This is a genomic window from Aurantimonas sp. A2-1-M11 (genome assembly GCF_036549475.1).
Classification (GTDB): Bacteria; Pseudomonadota; Alphaproteobacteria; order Rhizobiales; family Rhizobiaceae; genus Aurantimonas.
The window spans coordinates 151,986-168,819 of record NZ_JAZHLI010000004.1 but is presented as its reverse complement, the minus strand read 5'-3'; the positions used below and the strand labels follow the sequence as shown (position 1 = coordinate 168,819).

Here is a 16,834-nt window from a genome sequence, read left to right as displayed (position 1 = left end):
ACAAAATCGCCATCGCTCTCCACCATCGAAATCTCCTCCCGCAAGAATCAGAGGAGTTCGAAAGATTCAGCTCTTCAGCCGCTTGTCATCACCTTCTTCACCCGATTGCCCTGCACCACCGATCCGTTCATGTCGAAAATCGGATTGTACGATGCCTGGATCCAGACGTCCTGGCCGCCCTTGCCGATGCGCCGGAACTCGCCCGTCACGAACTCGCCACCGCGCAGCTTTGCCCAAAACTCGGCATAGTCGGTGGAGCGGGCATGCGCCGTATCCACGAACATGCTGTGGTGGCGCCCGGCAATCTCGCCGAGAGTATAGCCCATCGCGCCAAGAAAATTGTCGTTGGCGGAGAGGTTCCGGCCATCGACGTCGAATTCGATGATGGCCTGGGCGCGGTTGATCGCGTCGAGCTTGCCGGTCGTGGCAACAGCCTCGAGTTTCCCGGCCGTGATGTCACTGGCGAACTTGACGACCTTGTAGACCTTGCCCGCGCGGTTGCGCACCGCGTTGTAGGAGGCCTGGAGCCAGATCTCGTCACCGTCCTTGCCGATGCGCTTGAACTCGCCGGCAACGAACTCGCCGTCCGCGAGCCTGCGCCAGAAGGCCCGGTATTCGGCAGTATTGGCTTGGGCGGGCTCGACGAAGATGCGGTGATGGCGGCCGACGATCTCGCTTTCGCCGTAGCCCATGGCCGCACAGAAATTGCCGTTGGCCGAGAGGATCTTCCCGGACGGGTCGAACTCGATGATGGCGAGCGATTTGCCCATTGCACTCAGGACATTGGCGGCGTCGCGTCCGAACAAGGTCATACGAACGATCTTTCTCTTGAATGGGGAAGAATGTGTGCGCGCTTAGGGCGACTGGCTGCGTCCCCCGCTACCCGACGCACCGGAAGAGCGTCGGGTAGCGGGCAACAGGCAGCGTGAGCCTTTAGCTTATCTTGCCATGTTACTACGACACACGTGTAAACATCCGGTTAATTCGGCCAACCTAAAAGTATACACCCAAAATGATTTCAACTTACTCTTCACGCACTCGTGATGGAACCAGTTTCCACTCGGCTGACGTCCCGTTGCCGCAACAAGACCATCTGCGTGGCAGCCCGAAAGGGCCTTTGTTGTCGACCGCACTGGCGGGATCGCCGCGACTCCTCGAACGTCATCCCATTCGGCCCGGCCGAGATCTTCGGAAACGCGCGTGGCGAAGCAGCCGGCCATCCAGGATGACAGGCCGGACAACAGGATGAGCGCGCAAAGCGCCAGGGCAAATGCCGGTCAGGCCCGGCGCCGCTTGCCTATGCGGGCGAGCCGTAGCCACCGGGCGTCGGCGTCGTGACGATCACCGCGTCGCCGGCCTCCAGCACGGTCTGGTCGCAGCCTTCCAGCCGTTCCAGCCGGCCATCCAGGCGGCGCACTTCGGTGCGGCCCATCTCGCCGTCGCCGCCGCCGGCGATTCCCCTGGGCGGCAGCGTGCGGTGCGAGGACAGGATGGCGCAGTCCATGGTCTGCAGGAAACGGATGGTGCGTTCCGTGCCGTCGCCGCCGGCCTTCTCGCCGCCGCCGCCCGAGCCCCGGCGGATATGGAAATCCTCCAGCACCACCGGATAGCGCATCTCCAGGATCTCGGGATCGGTCAGGCGCGAATTGGTCATATGGACATGCACGCCGGAGGTGCCGGCAAAGCTGCGCCCGTCATTCATGCGCCCGGCCGGCGAGCCCGAACAGATGGTCTCGTAATACTGGTAGCGCGCGTCGCCGAAGGTCAGGTTGTTCATCGTGCCCTCCGAATTGGACAGCGCGCCGAAGGCGCCGAACAGCGCATTGGTGACGTGCTGGGAGGTCTCGACATTGCCGGCGACCACGGCGGCCGGGTATTGCGGCTTCAGCATCGAGCCCTCGGGGACGACGATGCGAACCGGCCGCAGGCAACCCGCATTCATCGGGATCGGCTTTTCCACCATCACCCGGAACGCATAGAGCACGGCGGCCCGCGTCACCGGCTCGGGGGCGTTGAAATTGTTGCCCATCGACGGCGAGGTGCCCGTGAAGTCGACCGTCGCCTCCCGGGCCGCCCGGTCGATGGTGATCGCCAACTTGATGATCTGGCCCGTATCGGTGGGATATTCGTACGAACAATCATCCAGCCCGTCGATGAGCTGGCGCACCGCCTCGGCGGCGTTGTCCTGGACGAAGGCCATATAGGCGCGGGCGGTGTCGAGGCCGAAGGTCTCGACCATCTTGCGCAGTTCGGCGACGCCCTTCTCGTTGGCCGCGATCTGCGCCTTCAGGTCGGCGATGTTCTGGTCCGGATTGCGGGCGGGATAGGGGTGGTCGGTCAGGACCCGCCGCAATTCGTCTTCCTGGAAGGTGCCGCCGTCCACGAGCCGGAGATTGTCGATCAGGACGCCCTCCTCGTCGACCCTGGTGGCGCGCGGCGTCATCGAGCCGGGCGCGATGCCGCCGACATCGGCATGGTGCCCGCGCGAGGCGACATAGAACAGGATGCGGGGGTCTCCTGTCGCTCCACTCCTGCCTTCGGCACCGGGCGCCGCTTGCTTGGCCTCGTCGAAGACCGGCGTGACGACGGTGATGTCCGGCAGGTGGGTGCCGCCATTGTACGGCGCGTTGAGGGCAAAGACGTCACCCGGCCGGATCGCGTCCCTGTTCTGGGCGATGATCGTTTCCACCGAGCGGTCCATGGAGCCCAGATGCACCGGCATGTGCGGGGCGTTGGCGACGAGCGCACCGGTGGCGTCGAAGACGGCGCAGGAAAAGTCCAGCCGTTCCTTGATGTTCACCGAGGAAGCGGTGTTCTGCAGCGTCACGCCCATCTGCTCGGCGATCGACATGAAGAGATTGTTGAAGACTTCCAGCAACACCGGATCGGCGCCAGCCTCGCCGGAGCCGGCCTTCGCCGTACCAAGCGCTGCGTGGCGCGCCTTCTTCTCGGTGCGGGTCAGGAGGACGTCGTTGCGCGCGGTGATTTCCGCGGACCAGCCCGGCTCGACGACGATGGTCTGGTTGGGCTCGACGATCAGCGCGGGCCCAGCAATGCGGGCGCCCAGTTCGAGCGCCTCGCGGCGGAAGATGCCGGCCTCGCGCTCGGTGCCGCCGGTGAAGATGCGGCCGGTCTCGGAGGTTTTCGCGTCATAGGCGGCGACATCGCTCTCGCCAGCGTCGTCGCTCGCCTCTCGGCGCTCGGCGCCCTCGACCGAGACATTCTCCACCACGATCGGGCGGTTCTCGTAGACGAAGCCGAACTGGGCCCGGTGCGCCGCCTCGAAATCCTGTCGCGCTACCGCGAAGTCGTCGGCATAGACCACAGGGAGCGTCGTGTCGGTGCCGTCATAGCGCAGCTGCAGGAGCCGCGTCGTGTCGATGCGCTCGGCGCCAACGCCCTGTGCGGCGAGTTCGCCGGCCACCGCCTTCGCCAGATCCGCCGCCAGTCCGTCGATGGCACCGCGCGACGCTTCCTCCAGCGGCGCGACCAATGCCTTGCTGCGCGATGAGAACAGCGAGGACAGGCCGATGCCGTAGGCCGACAAAAGGCCCGACATTGGATGGATCAGCACCCGCTCCATCGACAGGGCGTCGGCGACGAGGCACGCATGCTGGCCGCCGGCGCCGCCGAAGGAGTTGAGCAGGTAGCGCGAGACATCGTAGCCGCGTTGCACCGAGATCTTCTTGATGGCATTGGCCATGTTCTCGACCGCGATGGTCAGGAAGCCCTCCGCGATCTGCCGTGGGTCCCGGTCGTCGCCCAGTTCGGCCGCCATCGCCGCGAATTTCCCGGTGACGACATCGGCATCGAGCGGCTGGTTGCGGTCGGGCCCGAACACCGCCGGAAACAAAGCGGGCTTCAGCTTGCCGAGCATGACATTGGCGTCGGTCACGGTCAGCGGGCCGCCCTTGCCATAGGCCGCCGGTCCCGGATGGGCGCCGGCCGAATCCGGCCCGACCTGGAAGCGGCCCTGGTCGAGATGCAGGATCGAGCCGCCGCCGGCCGCCACCGTGTGGATGCGCATCATCGGCGCGCGGATGCGCACGCCCGCGACCTCCGAATCCAGCGCCCGTTCGTAGGCGCCGGCGAAATGGGTCACGTCGGTGGACGTGCCGCCCATGTCGAAGCCGATCACCTTCTCCTGGCCGGCCAGCCGGGCGGTCTCGGCCATTCCCACGACGCCGCCGGCCGGACCCGACAGGATCGCGTCCTTGCCCTGGAAGAGATCGGCGGCGGTCAGGCCACCCGAGGACATCATGAACTGCAGGGACGGCGCCGCCGCGTCATCGGTGCTGGCGCCCAGCGCCGCGGCGACCTGGCTGACATAGCGCGACAGGATCGGCGTCAGATAGGCATCGACCACGGTGGTGTCGCCGCGTCCGACGATCTTGACCAGCGGCGAGACCTCGTGGCTGACCGAGATCTGGGAAAAGCCGGCCTCTTCGGCGAGGGCGCGGGCGCGCTGCTCATGGGCCGGGTAGCGCCAGGAATGCATGAAGACGATGGCGACCGCATCGATGCCGTCCGCCTTGGCCGCCGCCAGCGCCCGGCGCGCGTCCGCCTCGTCCAGTTCGCACTCCAGCGTGCCGTCGGCCAGGACCCGCTCGCCGACCTCCTCGACCCGCTCGTAGAGCTGTTCGGGCAGGATGATCTCCTTGGCGAAGATGTCCGGCCGGGCCTGGTAAGCGATCTTCAGCGCGTCGCGGAAACCTCTGGTGATGAGCAGCAGGGTGCGGTCGCCCTTGCGCTCAAGCAGGGCATTGGTGGCGACCGTCGTGCCCATGCGCACCGTGCCGACGCGATCGGCGACGATCGGCGCGTCGCCGTCCAGGCCCAGGAGGTCGCGAATGCCCTCCAGCGCGGCATCCTCGTAGACACCGGGATTTTCCGACAGGAGCTTGCGCGGATGCAGCCCGCCCTCGGGGTCGCGGCCGATGATGTCGGTGAAGGTGCCGCCCCGGTCGACCCAGAAGTCCCACTTGCCGCTGTTGATTGCACTCATCTTCGGCACTCCGCTCAAGAATTCATCGTTGTCGACGATTTATCGACAGATTATCAGCGTGTTTGACGGAGGGCAATTTTCGTGGAAGTCTTTCCTCCGGAAACAGCCATGGAGACTGTGATGAAGCATCTGTCGACGATCACGCTTGCCGCTACTCTGGCCCTGCCGGGCGCCGCCCTCGCCCAGGCCGCCTGGGACATGCCGACCCCTTATGCGGAAGGCAATTTCCACGAAACCAACATCGCCACCTTCATCGAGGACGTGAATGCGGCGGCCGGCGACGCCGTCCAGATCACCCAGCACCCGAACCAGTCGCTGATCAAGCATCCCGACATCAAGAATTCCGTCCGCGACGGCATCGTGCCGATCGGCGAGCTGCTGGTGTCGCGGCTGGAGAACGAGAATCCGATCTACGGCGCGGATTCGGTGCCCTTCCTGGCCACCAGCTACGATGACGCGAAGAAGCTCTACGACGCGCAGAAGCCGATGATGGAAGAGGCGCTGGCCAGGGATGGCCTGAAGCTCCTGTTCTCGGTGCCGTGGCCGCCGCAGGGCCTGTACACCAAGGACGCCGTCGATTCCGTCGCCGAGCTCGGCGGCAAGTCGTTCCGCGCCTACAACACCTCGACCGAGGCGATCGCCAACGAGGCGGGCATGGTGCCCACCCAGATCGAGGCCTCGGACGTGCCGACCGCCTTCTCGACCGGCCGCGTCGAGGCGATGATGACCTCGCCCTCGACCGGCGTCGACACCAAGGCCTGGGACTTCCTGTCCAATTACTACGTCCTCAACGCCTGGCTCCCGCGCAACATGGTGATCGTCAACCAGTCGGCCTTCGACGCCCTGCCGGCCGAGGCCCAGACCGCCATCACCGAGGCTGCCGCCGCCGCCGAGACCCGCGGCTGGGAGGCTTCGGTCGCCGAGACCGAAAGCGCCACCAAGACGCTGTCGGAGAACGGCATCTCGGTCAACGAGCCGTCCGAGCAGATGAAGGCGGACTTCCAGAAGATCGGCGAGACGCTGACCGAATCCTGGAAGCAGTCGGCCGGGGAAGACGGCGCGGCCCTGCTTGAGGCCTATCGCAACTGATCCTCGCATCGTGAAACGGGCGGCGGCCAACGCCGCCCGTCTCTGGCCCCGAGCCCGCCCACCAACCTGCCCGGAGCGCCGATGCGTCGGATCCTCGATACGATCTACAGCGTGGCCGGCGGCATCGCCGCCCTCTGCCTTGTCGCCATTCTCGTTCTCGTCGCCCTGCAGGTGGGCGCGCGGCTCCTCGATTTCGCACTGATCAGCCTGGGGGCGACGCCGACGCGCTTCGCCGTGCCCTCGCTCGCCGAGATCGCCGGCTTCCTGCTCGCCGGCGCGACCTTCCTGGCGCTCGCCGACACGCTGGCGAAGAACGTCCATATCCGCGTCGATCTCGTCACCCAGCGACTGCCCGCCCGGGCGCGCCAGAGCGTCGACGGGATCGTTGCCCTTCTCGGCGCCGGGGTCGCGCTGTTCGGGGCCTATGCCGCCGGGGGGCTGGCGTTGAAGAGCTTCAGCTACGGCGACGTCTCCTACGGCATGGTCGCCGTTCCGCTCGCCCTGCCCCAGGCGACGCTGGCCCTGGGTCTCTTCCTTTTCGCCGTCGCCCTCGTCGACGAAGCCGTGCTGGCCTTCCGCGGGCAGGACCGCATCGCCGGCAGCGGAGGCGGCGTCTGATGGGCGTCTTCGAAGTCTCGCTGCTGCTCGTTGTCGTCCTCTTCGGCGCGCTTGCCTCGGGCCTGTGGGTCGCGCTCGCCCTGACCCTGACGGCGCTCGCCGCGCTGCTCACCAGGCCGGCCCTGCCCGACGCGCAGATCCTGGCCACCTCCTTCTGGTCGGCATCGACCTCCTGGGACCTCACCGCCCTGCCGATGTTCATCTGGATGGGCGAGATCCTCTTCCGCTCGAAGCTGTCGGAAGACCTCTTCGCCGGTCTCGCGCCGCTGATGCGGCGGCTGCCGGGCCGGCTGATCCACGTCAACATCGTCGGCTGCGCCATCTTCGCGGCCATCTCCGGCTCCTCGGCGGCGACCACCCAGACGATCGGAAAGATCTCCCTGCCGGAACTGAAGGAGCGCGGCTATGACGAGCGGATCGCCATGGGCTCGCTCGCCGGCTCCGGCACGCTGGGGCTGCTGATCCCGCCCTCGATCATCCTCATCGTCTACGGCGCGGCGGTGGAGGAATCGATCGCCCGCCTGTTCATCGCCGGCGTCGTGCCGGGCATCCTGCTGGCGCTCCTGTTCATGGGCTATGTCGCGCTAATCACGACGCTGAAGCCGTCGCTCATCCCGGCTGCCGCCGACGTCATCGTCAAGGAAAGCGCCCTTCGCTCGCTCGCCCGCATCCTGCCGACCATCCTGCTGATCGCCGGCGTCATCGGCTCGATCTACGGCGGCATCGCCTCGCCGACCGAGGCGGCGGTGATCGGCGTCGTGCTGGCGCTGGTCATCGCGCGGGCGCAGAACTCGCTCGAATGGCAAAGCTTCCGCGAGGGACTGATGGCGGCGACGCGGGTCTCGGCGATGATCGCCTTCATCCTCGCCGGCGCGGCGGTGGTCACCACGGCGATGGGCTTCACCGGCCTGCCGCGTGAACTCGCCACCTGGATCGGCTCGCTCGAACTCTCTCCCCTGGCCCTGCTGGCCGCGCTGACATTGTTCTTCATGGTGCTCGGCTGCTTCCTCGACGGCATCTCCATGGTGGTGCTGACCACCTCGGTGATCATGCCGCTGGTGACCCAGGCCGGCTTCGATCTCGTCTGGTTCGGCATCTATCTCGTCATCGTCGTGGAGATGGCGCAGATTACCCCGCCGGTCGGCTTCAACCTCTTCGTCATCCAGGGCCTGACCGGACAGAACATCTTCAGGATCGCGGCCGCCACGGCGCCGTTCTTCTGCCTCCTGGCGCTGATGGTGGTGCTGCTCGCAGTCTTTCCGGACCTCGCCCTCTATCTGCCGCGCACGATGTTTTCCGGGGGCTGAGCATGGCCGGAAAGGATGACGACACCCGACATGAGGGCACCGGGACGGCCGCCGCCGAACCCGCCGGCGGGTTCGGGCCGATCGTCTCCTCGGCGCATCTGGCCGACGGCGCCATGCCGGCGCTGTCGGAGGTGGAGTTTGGCATGATCCTCGCCGGCCATGCCTTCGAGCGCTGGATGATCCGCTGCATGACCGCCGCCGGCCAGCCCGGTCTGACGGCGACCGAGATCCTCGTCCTCCACACGGTGACCCATCGCGGCAAGCCCAAGCGCCTCGCCGACATCTGCCTCGTGCTGGGCATCGAGGACACCCATCTGGCGACCTATGCGATCCGCAAGCTGGAGGCGAAGGGGCTGGTGGCGCGGGAAAAATCCGGCAAGGAGCGGCTGGTCTCGATCACCCCCGAAGGCGAGGCCGCATGCCGGCGCTACAAGGAACTGCGCGAACGCATCCTCGTCTCCGGCGCCCAGGAACTCGGCATCTCCTCCGACGCCTTGTCCAGCGTCGCCCGCCTCCTGCGGGTTCTGTCGGGCCATTACGACCAGGCAGCGCGCACGGCGGCGAGCCTGTGAGACCTGCAATGGCTTGTTGGCTTGAACCCCGCCTCTTCCCCCGCACCGGCCATCTGCCTTAAGAAGCAACCCGGCACCGCCATTGGGGAACCGACGCATGACGGCACGGACGATCGACGGCAAGGGGCGCGCGGCGCGGATCATCGAGGAGGTCACGGCGGCGACGGCGGGGCTGACGGCCGACACGGGAGTCCAGCCGGGGCTGGCGGTGGTGATCGTCGGCGAGGACCCGGCGAGCCAGGTCTATGTCGGCTCCAAGGCCCGGCGCGCCGTCGAATGCGGCTTCAAGTCGGTCAAGCACGTGCTCGACGCCGACACGTCGGAGACTGCGCTGCTCGACCTGATCGCCGATCTCAACGGCGATCCCGAAATCCACGGCATCCTCGTCCAGCTGCCACTGCCGAAGCAGATCGACGAGGGCAAGGTGATCCAGGCGATCGACGCTGACAAGGATGTCGACGGCTTTCACCTGGTCAATGTCGGGCGGCTGTCCACCGGGGCGGTCGACGAGGCCTTCGTGCCCTGCACGCCGGCCGGCGCGATGATCCTCATCCGCGACGTCCTCGGCGACGACCTGTCGGGCCGCAACGCGGTGATCGTCGGGCGCTCCAACATCGTCGGCAAGCCGATGGCGCAGCTCCTGCTCGCCGCCAACGCCACCGTGACCATCGCCCATTCGCGCACGAAGGACCTGCCCGGCATCTGCCGGGGCGCCGACATCCTGGTCGCGGCCGTCGGCCGGCCGGAGATGATCGGTGCGGACTACGTGAAGGACGGTGCGGTGGTGATCGATGTGGGCATCAACCGCATCGACGCGCCGGATAAGGGCACCAACCCGGACGGGTCGGTGAAGACGCGGCTCGTCGGCGATGTCGCCTTCGAGGCGGCAGCGACGAAGGCCGCCGCGATTACGCCGGTGCCCGGCGGGGTCGGGCCGATGACCATCGCCATGCTGATGGCCAATACGCTGGTGGCAGCCTGCCGCGCCGCCGGCCGTACCCCGCCGCGTTTCTGACGCTGGGCCGACACAGGATCGGGCGGTACGGTGAGCCGCTGCCGTGCGCCACCTGCTGATGGCCTTGGCGGGCAACGTCAACGCGGTGTCAGCGGGGCCCTACCTGCTGATAGACCGCCGGCGCGGTATCGCCGCCGAAACCGTAGACATCGTAGCGGGCGTCCGGATCGTCGCCCATGCCGGGCGAACCCATCGGCATGCCCGGCGCCGACAGGCCGGCCAGCGCGGGCCGCTCGGCCAGCAGCCGGTCGATCGCGTCCATCGGCACGTGACCCTCGATCACATACCCGTCGATCGTCGCCGTGTGGCAGCCCTCCATCGCCGCCGGCACACCGGCCGCGCGCTTGATCGGCGACATCTCGTCGGTGTTCGTCACCGTCACGTCGAAGCCGTGCTCGCGGGCGATGTCGGTCCAGGCCTCGCAGCAGCCGCAGGTCGGCGACTTCCACACCGACATGTGGCGGTCGGCGTGGTCGGCGCGGGCCGCCATCGTACCGAGCATGAGCAGCACGGCGGACACAGCGATGGAAACGAGGGGCTTCGTCATGGGCCGCGGTCCTCTGTAAAATCCGAAGCGCGGGCTGCACCCGCGATCTGCGAACACTCGGCGGGTCTTGTGGCGATCAGATGGTGTCGCCGGCATCCTGCGCGGCGGAAGCGGCCTCGGCGGGCTTGGCGGCCGACGCTTTGGGACCGCCCTTGGAGACACCCACCATGGCCGGGCGCAGCACCCGGTCGCCGATGGCGTAGCCGGCCTGCACGACCTGCAGGACGGTGCCGTTCGGCACGTCGGTGTTGGGGATCTCGAACATCGCCTGGTGGAAGTTCGGGTCGAAGCGCTGGCCTTCGGGATCGAGCTTCTTCACGCCGTGCTTGTCCAGCGTGCCGAGCAGCGAGCGCTCGGTGACCTCGACGCCGTCGATGAGGCCGATCAGGCCGCCCTCGCCGCCGGCCTTGGCCTCGGCCGGCACCGCTTCCAGCGCACGGCGCAGATTGTCCGCGACCGACAGGATCTCGCGGGCAAAACCGGTCACCGCATAGGTGCGCGCGTCCTTGACCTCGCGCTCGGTGCGCCGGCGCAGATTCTCCATGTCGGCGGCCAGCCGCAGCAGGCGATCCTTGACGTCGGCGTTCTCGGCTTCCAGCGCGGCGATGCGTTCGGCGTCAGCCGCCGCCGCGTTGTCGGAATCGGCAAAACCGCTCGCGGGCTCGGCATGGGACCCGCCATTGGCGTTGGCGGCACGCCGGGCTTCCGCCTCGCTCGCCGGATCCGACCGATCGCTGGAGGCGGTGTCAGCCGCCCGGTTGCGGGCTTCGTCCTGTTCGCGCTTGCCGGTATCGCTCATGCGTCATCACCTCGTGTCGGGGCCAATTTCCGCGATCCGTCGGCGGGGTCGCCCACGCGAACCACCGAATGCGGCCGAATGCGGCGGAAAATCGTTGTCGCGCCGCATATCGAATTGACGGGACGGAAAATCAAGCCTCGCGGGCGGCCGCGCCGGAGGTCAGCAGCCGCGAGACGATGCGCGCGGTGTAGTCCACCATGGGCACGATGCGCTTGTAGTTGAGGCGCGTGGGACCGATGACGCCGACCGCGCCGATCACGCTTTCGCCGCCGCCCTGATAGGGCGCGACCACCAGCGAGGAGCCCGACAGCGAGAACAGCTTGTTCTCCGAGCCGATGAAGATCCGCACGCCATTGCCCTTCTCGGCAAGGCCGAGCAGTTCGATGATGCCGCTCTTGGTCTCCAGATCGTCGAACAGCAGGCGCAGACGCTCGAGGTCCTCCGAGGCCGTGACGTTTTCCAGAAGGTTCGCGCGGCCGCGCACGATCAGCCGCGCCGGCTGGTCGGCCGAGGCACCGGACCAGACCGCCAGCCCCTTCTCGACCAGATCGCGCGACAGGAAGTCGAGGGCGGTCGAGGTGTCGTCCTTGAGCTGGGCGATCAGTTCGCTCGCCTCGCCGAGGGTGCGGCCGACGATATGGGCGTTGAGGAAGTTTCCGGCCTCGACGAGCTGCGAGGCGGTCACGCCGGCCGGCAGGTCGAGAATCCGGTTCTCCACGTCGCCATTGGCGCCGACGAGCACGGCCAGCGCCTTGGTCGGCTCCAGCCGGATGAATTCGATATGCTTGAGCCGCAGATCGGTCTTGGAGGTCAGCACGATACCGGCGCCGCGCGACAGGCCCGACAGGAGCTGGCTGGCCTCGGTCAGCAGCGATTCGAACGGGCGTCCATCCCCCGACACGCGAACCTTCTCCTCTATCTCCTCGCGTTCGGATGAGCCGAGATCGCCGACCTCCAGGAAGGCGTCGACGAAGAAGCGCAGGCCCAACTCGGTCGGCATGCGACCGGCGCTGACATGGGGCGAGTAGATCAGGCCCAGCGCTTCCAGATCGCTCATGACGTTGCGGATCGAGGCCGGCGACAGCGCATTGGTCAGGAGCCGCGACAGCATGCGCGAGCCCACTGGCTCGCCGATGTCGAGATAGCTTTCGACGATCAGCCGGAAGATTTCCCGCGAGCGTTCGTCCAGCGGCAGTGCGCCGGATGCCAAATCGCTGATGGGCAAGCGGAACTCAGTCATGGCGTGGCATCGTTTCCCGCATGGAAAGACTATAGGGACTGCACGGGGCGGCGCCAAGCCGTTCCTGCCCGTCAAAACAGCACGGCGCCGCGCCCGCGGGGCTTGCCGCAATGCCCGGCGCGAAAATCTTTGATCCGTCGGGCCATCGCCGATACAAGCCCGGCGCAACCCGAAGCATTTATCCCCTTCTCCAGGACCGATTGTCAGGATCCCATCATGCGGCCATCCAAACGCGCCTTTGACGAATTGCGGCCCGTCAGCCTCGAGCGGAACTATTCGCGTCACGCCGAGGGCTCCTGTCTCGTCAAGTTCGGCGACACCCATGTGCTGTGCACGGCGAGCCTGGAAGAGCGCGTGCCGGGCTGGCTGAAGAATTCCGGCAAGGGCTGGGTAACCGCCGAATACGGCATGCTGCCGCGCGCCACCGGCGACCGCATGCGCCGCGAGGCGGCCTCCGGCAAGCAGTCGGGCCGCACCCAGGAAATCCAGCGCCTCGTCGGCCGCTCCCTGCGCGCCGTGGTCGACCTGCAGGCCCTCGGCGAGCGCCAGATCACGGTGGATTGCGACGTCATCCAGGCCGATGGCGGCACCCGCACCGCGGCGATCACCGGCGGCTACGTGGCGCTGGCAGACTGCCTCGCATGGATGGGCCAGCGCGCCATGGTCGACCCGGCCAAGGTGCTGAAGGACCACGTGGCGGCGATCTCCTGCGGCATCTACAAGGGCGAGCCCGTGCTCGACCTCGACTATCCGGAGGATTCCACCGCCGAGACCGACGCCAATTTCGTCATGACCGGCACCGGCGGCATCGTCGAGATCCAGGGCACGGCCGAAGGCACGCCGTTCTCGCAGGACGAGTTCCTGAAGCTCCTCGATCTCGCCCGCAAGGGGATCAACGACCTCGTCACCATGCAGCGCCAGGCCATCGAGGCCGCGCAATGAAGCGTCTCGACCCGAAGGACGGCCCGCTCCTCGTCGCCAGCCACAATCTCGGAAAGATCTGGGAGATCCGCGAGCTGATGGAGCCCTTCGGCTTCGAGGTGACCTCGGCGAAGGACAAGGGCCTCGACGATCCCGAAGAGACCGGCACGACCTTCGAGGCCAATGCCGAGATCAAGGCGCTGGCCGCCATGGGCGCCACGGGCCTCGTCTCGCTATCGGACGACAGCGGCATCGCCATCGATGCGCTGAACGGCGATCCGGGCATCTATTCGGCGCGCTGGGGCGGACCGGACCGCGACTTCGCCATGGCCATGCGCAATGTCGAGGAAAAGCTGCAGGCCGCCGGCGCGACGACGCCCGAGACGCGCCGGGCGCAGTTCGTCGCGGTGCTCTGCCTTGCGGACCCCTCAGGCGGAACACATCTCTTTCGTGGTGAAGTCGAGGGGACCATCGTCTGGCCGCCCCGCGGCGATCTCGGCTTCGGCTATGATCCGATCTTCCTGCCCGACCACAGCGACCGCACCTTCGGCGAGATGATGTCGGCGGAAAAGCACGCCTGGAAGCCCGGCCAGCCGACCGCCATGTCGCACCGGGCCCGGGCCTTCCAGAAATTCGCGCGCGACGCACTCGGAGTCGAATGACGATCCATTCCCGCCCAGGCCCTGACGTTCTCGCCTTCGAGCCGCAATCGCGCGCGCCCGGATTCGGCGTCTATGTGCACTGGCCGTTCTGCGCGGCCAAGTGCCCCTACTGCGACTTCAACAGCCATGTCCGCCACAAGCCGGTCGACCAGGCGCGCTATGCGGCGGCCTTCGAGCGGGAACTGGCCGAAGCGGCGCGCCGCTCGGCGGGCGAGACCGTCACCTCCATTTTCCTGGGCGGCGGCACGCCATCGCTGATGGAACCGGCGACCGTCGGGCGGATCCTCGAGGCGGTGGCGGCGAACTGGACCATCGCCGAGGGCGCCGAGATCACGCTGGAAGCCAATCCGTCCAGCGTCGAGGCGGAGCGCTTCCGCGGCTACCACGCGGCCGGTGTGAACCGGGTATCGCTCGGCGTGCAGGCGCTGAACAACCGCGATTTGAAGCTGCTCGGCCGGCTGCACGACGTGGAGCAGGCCCTGCATGCGATCGGCCTCGCCCGCGAGATCTTCCCGCGCCTGTCCTTCGACCTGATCTATGCCCGGCCCGACCAGACCGTTTCGGCCTGGGAGGCCGAGCTGAACCAGGCGATCGACCTCGCCGCCGATCACCTGTCGCTGTACCAGCTGACCATCGAGGAGGGCACGCCCTTCTACGCGCTGCACAAGGCGGGCAAGCTGATCGTGCCGGATGGCGACCTGTCGGCCGATCTCTACGAGGCGACGCAGCAGATTACCGCGGCTCGCGGCCTGCCGGCCTACGAGATTTCCAATCACGCCGTTCCGGGCGCCGAATCCCGCCACAACCTGACCTACTGGCGCTATGGCCTCTATGCCGGCGTCGGTCCGGGCGCGCATGGCCGGCTGATGGGCCCGGGCGGACGCCATGCCATCTCCAACGAGCCGCTGCCGGAAACCTGGCTGAAGATGGTCGAGTCCTGGGACAACGGGGCGGTGGTCGACGAATTGCTGAGCCCGACCGAGCAGGCGGACGAGTTGCTGCTGATGGGTCTGCGGCTGACCGAAGGCACTGACCTCAGGCGCTGGCGCAAGCTGACCGGCCGCGATCTCGATCCGGTCAGCGAAGCCGACCTGCGGGCCCACGGCATGGTCGAACGCCTCGGCCCCGACCGCCTGCGCGCCACCCCCGCCGGCATGCTCGTCCTCGATGCCGTGGTCGCCGATCTCGCCTGAGGCCGATTTTGTCGAAGCCCGGCCGCCCTGTATAAAAGCCGGCGACTGCCACTGGCCGAAGCTGTCGTGCGTTGGACTTCGATCCCGCCAAGGATGCCGACGATCTTGGAAAGCATGGCATATCCTTGGCCAGAACGGTGGACATGGATCTGCGGATGGCGATCGAGGATGACCGCCATGATGATGGCGCGGTCCGTCCGATCAGCCTTCGTCGTGCCCACAAAAGGAGTTCGAACGCTATGTCCGGCAACAGCAGAGAGCCCGTCACAGACATCGACAATCCGGAGTGGACCGAGGCGGATTTCCGGAGGGCCAAATCGCCCGAAGCGGCCTTGTCCCCGGAGACTCTCGCGCAGTTCGGCGGCACGCGGGGACCGATGACGCCGTCCGGCAAGGTCGCGGTTTCGCTCGAATTGAACCCGGAAGTCGTGTCCCACTTCGAGGCCACGGGGCCAGGCTGGCAGGCACGGATCGACGAAACGCTGAAGCAGTCCATCGCCAAGTGAAGCCTGATAGTCTTCCCACACCGACCAGCGAGCATGCCCCCACCCGCCGCTACCGCATCCGCGATGCCGCGCAGACGGCGCCCAGGCCGGAGCCCGGGCTCTATCTGGTGGCGACCCCGATCGGCAATCTCGGCGACGTGACCCTGCGCGGCCTCGAACTCATCGCCGGCGCCGATCGCCTCGCCTGCGAGGACACGCGCGTCACCGCCAAGCTGCTGGCCCGCTTCGGCATCGAGCGGCGGATGACCGCCTATCACGAGCACAATGCCGAGGAGGCCGGGGCCGCGCTTCTCGCCGACCTGGCGGCAGGCCTGTCGGTGGCGCTGGTGTCCGACGCCGGCACGCCGCTGGTCTCCGATCCCGGCTACCGGCTGGTCCGGGAGGCGATCGCCGCGGACATTCCCGTCGTGCCGATTCCCGGTGCGTCGGCGGCGCTGGCCGCGCTGCTGGCCTCGGGCCTGCCGTCGGACTCCTTCTTCTTCGCCGGCTTTCCGCCCCAGAAGGAGCAGGCCCGTGCGAGCCGGCTGGAGGATCTGGCCCGCATTCCCGGCACGCTGGTCTTCTTCGAGGCGCCACACCGGATCGCCGACAGCCTCGCAGCCATGCAGGGCGCCTTCGGCCCGCGCCAGGCGGCCGTCTGCCGCGAGCTCACCAAGGCGTTCGAGACCATCTATCGCGGTACGCTGGCCGAGCTCGCCGCCGAATTCGCCGCCATGGAGCGGGTGCGCGGCGAGATCGTCGTCTGCATCGCCCCGCCCGATGCCCCCCAAGCGGCGAGCGAGGCCGATGCCGACGCCATCCTGACGGGGCTGCTCGCCGAGATGAAGCCGACCCAGGCGGCGCAGGAAGCGGCCCGGCTGACCGGCCTCGGGCGGCGCGACCTCTACCAGCGCGCCCTCGCCCTCAAGGACCGCCGGTGACATCCGGCGACGCCTCGCTCGCCCGCCGGCGCCGCGGCTTTCACAAGGGCCATCGCGGCGAATGGCTGGCGGCCTGGGCGCTGCGCCTGAAGGGCTATCGCATCCTGGCCGTGCGCCACCGCACCAGGGGCGGCGAGATCGACCTCATCGCCCGGCGCGGCGACCTCGTCGCCTTCGTCGAGGTGAAGGCCCGTGCGACACTGACGCAGGCGATGGACGCCGTCGGCCCCCAGGCCCAGCGCCGGATCGAGGCGGCGGCGGATCTGTGGATCGCGCGCCGACACGATTTCGCGCGCCTCTCCCGGCGGTTCGACATCGTCGCCGTGCTGCCGCGGCGCTGGCCCGTCCATGTGCCGGGTGCCTGGCAGCCCCGCGACTGACTTCTGCGCGACGCCAACCGTTGCCGATCGGTCAATCCGGGTGCATTTCCGACGCACCGC

At 67.7% G+C, this 16,834-nt stretch carries 16 protein-coding genes; 11 read left to right on the top strand and 5 right to left on the bottom strand.

What is annotated here, in order from left to right:
- Positions 1–74: 74 nt before the first annotated feature.
- Both VQ042_RS03355 and VQ042_RS03350 read right to left on the bottom strand, forming a co-directional pair.
- Positions 75–812, bottom strand: coding sequence for a PAS domain-containing protein (locus tag VQ042_RS03355; RefSeq protein ID WP_331815527.1), 738 nt, complete (start codon positions 810–812; stop codon positions 75–77).
- Positions 813–1,297: 485 nt separating this feature from the next.
- The gene (locus tag VQ042_RS03350; RefSeq protein ID WP_331815525.1) at positions 1,298–5,005 is read right to left on the bottom strand and encodes a hydantoinase B/oxoprolinase family protein; all 3,708 of its coding nucleotides are present in this window, start codon (positions 5,003–5,005) and stop codon (positions 1,298–1,300) included.
- Between the two features lie 108 nt (positions 5,006–5,113).
- On the opposite strand from VQ042_RS03350, the gene VQ042_RS03345 reads away from it, so the two are divergent.
- From VQ042_RS03345 to folD, 5 genes are all read left to right on the top strand, one after another.
- Positions 5,114–6,094 carry a TRAP transporter substrate-binding protein gene (locus VQ042_RS03345; RefSeq protein ID WP_331815523.1) on the top strand — a complete coding sequence of 327 codons (981 nt, stop codon included), beginning with the start codon at positions 5,114–5,116 and terminating at the stop codon, positions 6,092–6,094.
- Between the two features lie 81 nt (positions 6,095–6,175).
- On the top strand, positions 6,176–6,712 hold the full coding sequence (locus VQ042_RS03340) for a TRAP transporter small permease (protein ID WP_331815521.1): 537 nt from the start codon (positions 6,176–6,178) through the stop codon (positions 6,710–6,712).
- Positions 6,712–8,019 carry a TRAP transporter large permease gene (locus tag VQ042_RS03335; protein ID WP_331815519.1) on the top strand — a complete coding sequence of 436 codons (1,308 nt, stop codon included), beginning with the start codon at positions 6,712–6,714 and terminating at the stop codon, positions 8,017–8,019. The genes VQ042_RS03340 and VQ042_RS03335 overlap by 1 nt, the downstream gene beginning before the upstream one ends.
- A 2-nt stretch (positions 8,020–8,021) precedes the next feature.
- Entirely contained in the window at positions 8,022–8,591 is a 570-nt protein-coding gene (locus tag VQ042_RS03330; protein WP_331815517.1) for a winged helix DNA-binding protein, read from the top strand.
- 97 nt (positions 8,592–8,688) lie between these two features.
- Complete coding sequence (gene folD / locus VQ042_RS03325) at positions 8,689–9,606, top strand: bifunctional methylenetetrahydrofolate dehydrogenase/methenyltetrahydrofolate cyclohydrolase FolD (protein WP_331815515.1); 918 nt, start codon at positions 8,689–8,691, stop codon at positions 9,604–9,606.
- Positions 9,607–9,694: 88 nt separating this feature from the next.
- Here folD and VQ042_RS03320 read toward each other — a convergent pair whose 3' ends face one another.
- The 3 genes from VQ042_RS03320 to hrcA form a co-directional block, all read right to left on the bottom strand.
- Complete coding sequence (locus tag VQ042_RS03320; RefSeq protein WP_331815512.1) at positions 9,695–10,153, bottom strand: DUF411 domain-containing protein; 459 nt, start codon at positions 10,151–10,153, stop codon at positions 9,695–9,697.
- Positions 10,154–10,229: 76 nt separating this feature from the next.
- Complete coding sequence (grpE, locus tag VQ042_RS03315) at positions 10,230–10,952, bottom strand: nucleotide exchange factor GrpE (protein ID WP_331815509.1); 723 nt, start codon at positions 10,950–10,952, stop codon at positions 10,230–10,232.
- Between the two features lie 130 nt (positions 10,953–11,082).
- The gene (gene hrcA, locus VQ042_RS03310) at positions 11,083–12,192 is read right to left on the bottom strand and encodes a heat-inducible transcriptional repressor HrcA (RefSeq protein WP_331815506.1); all 1,110 of its coding nucleotides are present in this window, start codon (positions 12,190–12,192) and stop codon (positions 11,083–11,085) included.
- A gap of 216 nt (positions 12,193–12,408) precedes the next feature.
- On the opposite strand from hrcA, the gene rph reads away from it, so the two are divergent.
- The 6 genes from rph to VQ042_RS03280 all read left to right on the top strand — a co-directional run bounded on the left by rph (position 12,409) and on the right by VQ042_RS03280 (position 16,774).
- Positions 12,409–13,134 (top strand): ribonuclease PH, encoded by a 726-nt coding sequence (rph, locus tag VQ042_RS03305; protein ID WP_331815503.1) that lies wholly within the window; start codon positions 12,409–12,411, stop codon positions 13,132–13,134.
- Positions 13,131–13,775 carry an RdgB/HAM1 family non-canonical purine NTP pyrophosphatase gene (gene rdgB, locus VQ042_RS03300; RefSeq protein ID WP_331815501.1) on the top strand — a complete coding sequence of 215 codons (645 nt, stop codon included), beginning with the start codon at positions 13,131–13,133 and terminating at the stop codon, positions 13,773–13,775. The genes rph and rdgB overlap by 4 nt, the downstream gene beginning before the upstream one ends.
- Positions 13,772–14,968, top strand: a complete 1,197-nt coding sequence (gene hemW / locus VQ042_RS03295; RefSeq protein WP_331815499.1) for a radical SAM family heme chaperone HemW — start codon at positions 13,772–13,774, stop codon at positions 14,966–14,968. Before rdgB ends, hemW begins: the two co-directional genes overlap by 4 nt.
- Positions 14,969–15,039: 71 nt before the next feature.
- Complete coding sequence (locus tag VQ042_RS03290) at positions 15,040–15,474, top strand: BrnA antitoxin family protein (RefSeq protein ID WP_331815496.1); 435 nt, start codon at positions 15,040–15,042, stop codon at positions 15,472–15,474.
- Complete coding sequence (rsmI, locus tag VQ042_RS03285) at positions 15,471–16,394, top strand: 16S rRNA (cytidine(1402)-2'-O)-methyltransferase (protein WP_331815494.1); 924 nt, start codon at positions 15,471–15,473, stop codon at positions 16,392–16,394. The genes VQ042_RS03290 and rsmI overlap by 4 nt, the downstream gene beginning before the upstream one ends.
- Complete coding sequence (locus tag VQ042_RS03280) at positions 16,391–16,774, top strand: YraN family protein (RefSeq protein ID WP_331815492.1); 384 nt, start codon at positions 16,391–16,393, stop codon at positions 16,772–16,774. The genes rsmI and VQ042_RS03280 overlap by 4 nt, the downstream gene beginning before the upstream one ends.
- Positions 16,775–16,834: the final 60 nt, after the last annotated feature.

Bases quoted from the DNA above. Each gene is read 5' to 3' on its own strand.
- VQ042_RS03345 (WP_331815523.1), top strand. From the start codon at position 5,114: ATGGAGACTGTGATGAAGCATCTGTCGACGATCACGCTTGCCGCTACT.
- VQ042_RS03355 (WP_331815527.1), bottom strand. From the start codon at position 812: ATGACCTTGTTCGGACGCGACGCCGCCAATGTCCTGAGTGCAATGGGC.
- VQ042_RS03340 (WP_331815521.1), top strand. From the start codon at position 6,176: ATGCGTCGGATCCTCGATACGATCTACAGCGTGGCCGGCGGCATCGCC.
- VQ042_RS03330 (WP_331815517.1), top strand. From the start codon at position 8,022: ATGGCCGGAAAGGATGACGACACCCGACATGAGGGCACCGGGACGGCC.
- rdgB (WP_331815501.1), top strand. From the start codon at position 13,131: ATGAAGCGTCTCGACCCGAAGGACGGCCCGCTCCTCGTCGCCAGCCAC.
- grpE (WP_331815509.1), bottom strand. From the start codon at position 10,952: ATGAGCGATACCGGCAAGCGCGAACAGGACGAAGCCCGCAACCGGGCG.
- VQ042_RS03350 (WP_331815525.1), bottom strand. From the start codon at position 5,005: ATGAGTGCAATCAACAGCGGCAAGTGGGACTTCTGGGTCGACCGGGGC.
- hemW (WP_331815499.1), top strand. From the start codon at position 13,772: ATGACGATCCATTCCCGCCCAGGCCCTGACGTTCTCGCCTTCGAGCCG.
- hrcA (WP_331815506.1), bottom strand. From the start codon at position 12,192: ATGACTGAGTTCCGCTTGCCCATCAGCGATTTGGCATCCGGCGCACTG.
- VQ042_RS03320 (WP_331815512.1), bottom strand. From the start codon at position 10,153: ATGACGAAGCCCCTCGTTTCCATCGCTGTGTCCGCCGTGCTGCTCATG.
- folD (WP_331815515.1), top strand. From the start codon at position 8,689: ATGACGGCACGGACGATCGACGGCAAGGGGCGCGCGGCGCGGATCATC.
- rph (WP_331815503.1), top strand. From the start codon at position 12,409: ATGCGGCCATCCAAACGCGCCTTTGACGAATTGCGGCCCGTCAGCCTC.
- VQ042_RS03335 (WP_331815519.1), top strand. From the start codon at position 6,712: ATGGGCGTCTTCGAAGTCTCGCTGCTGCTCGTTGTCGTCCTCTTCGGC.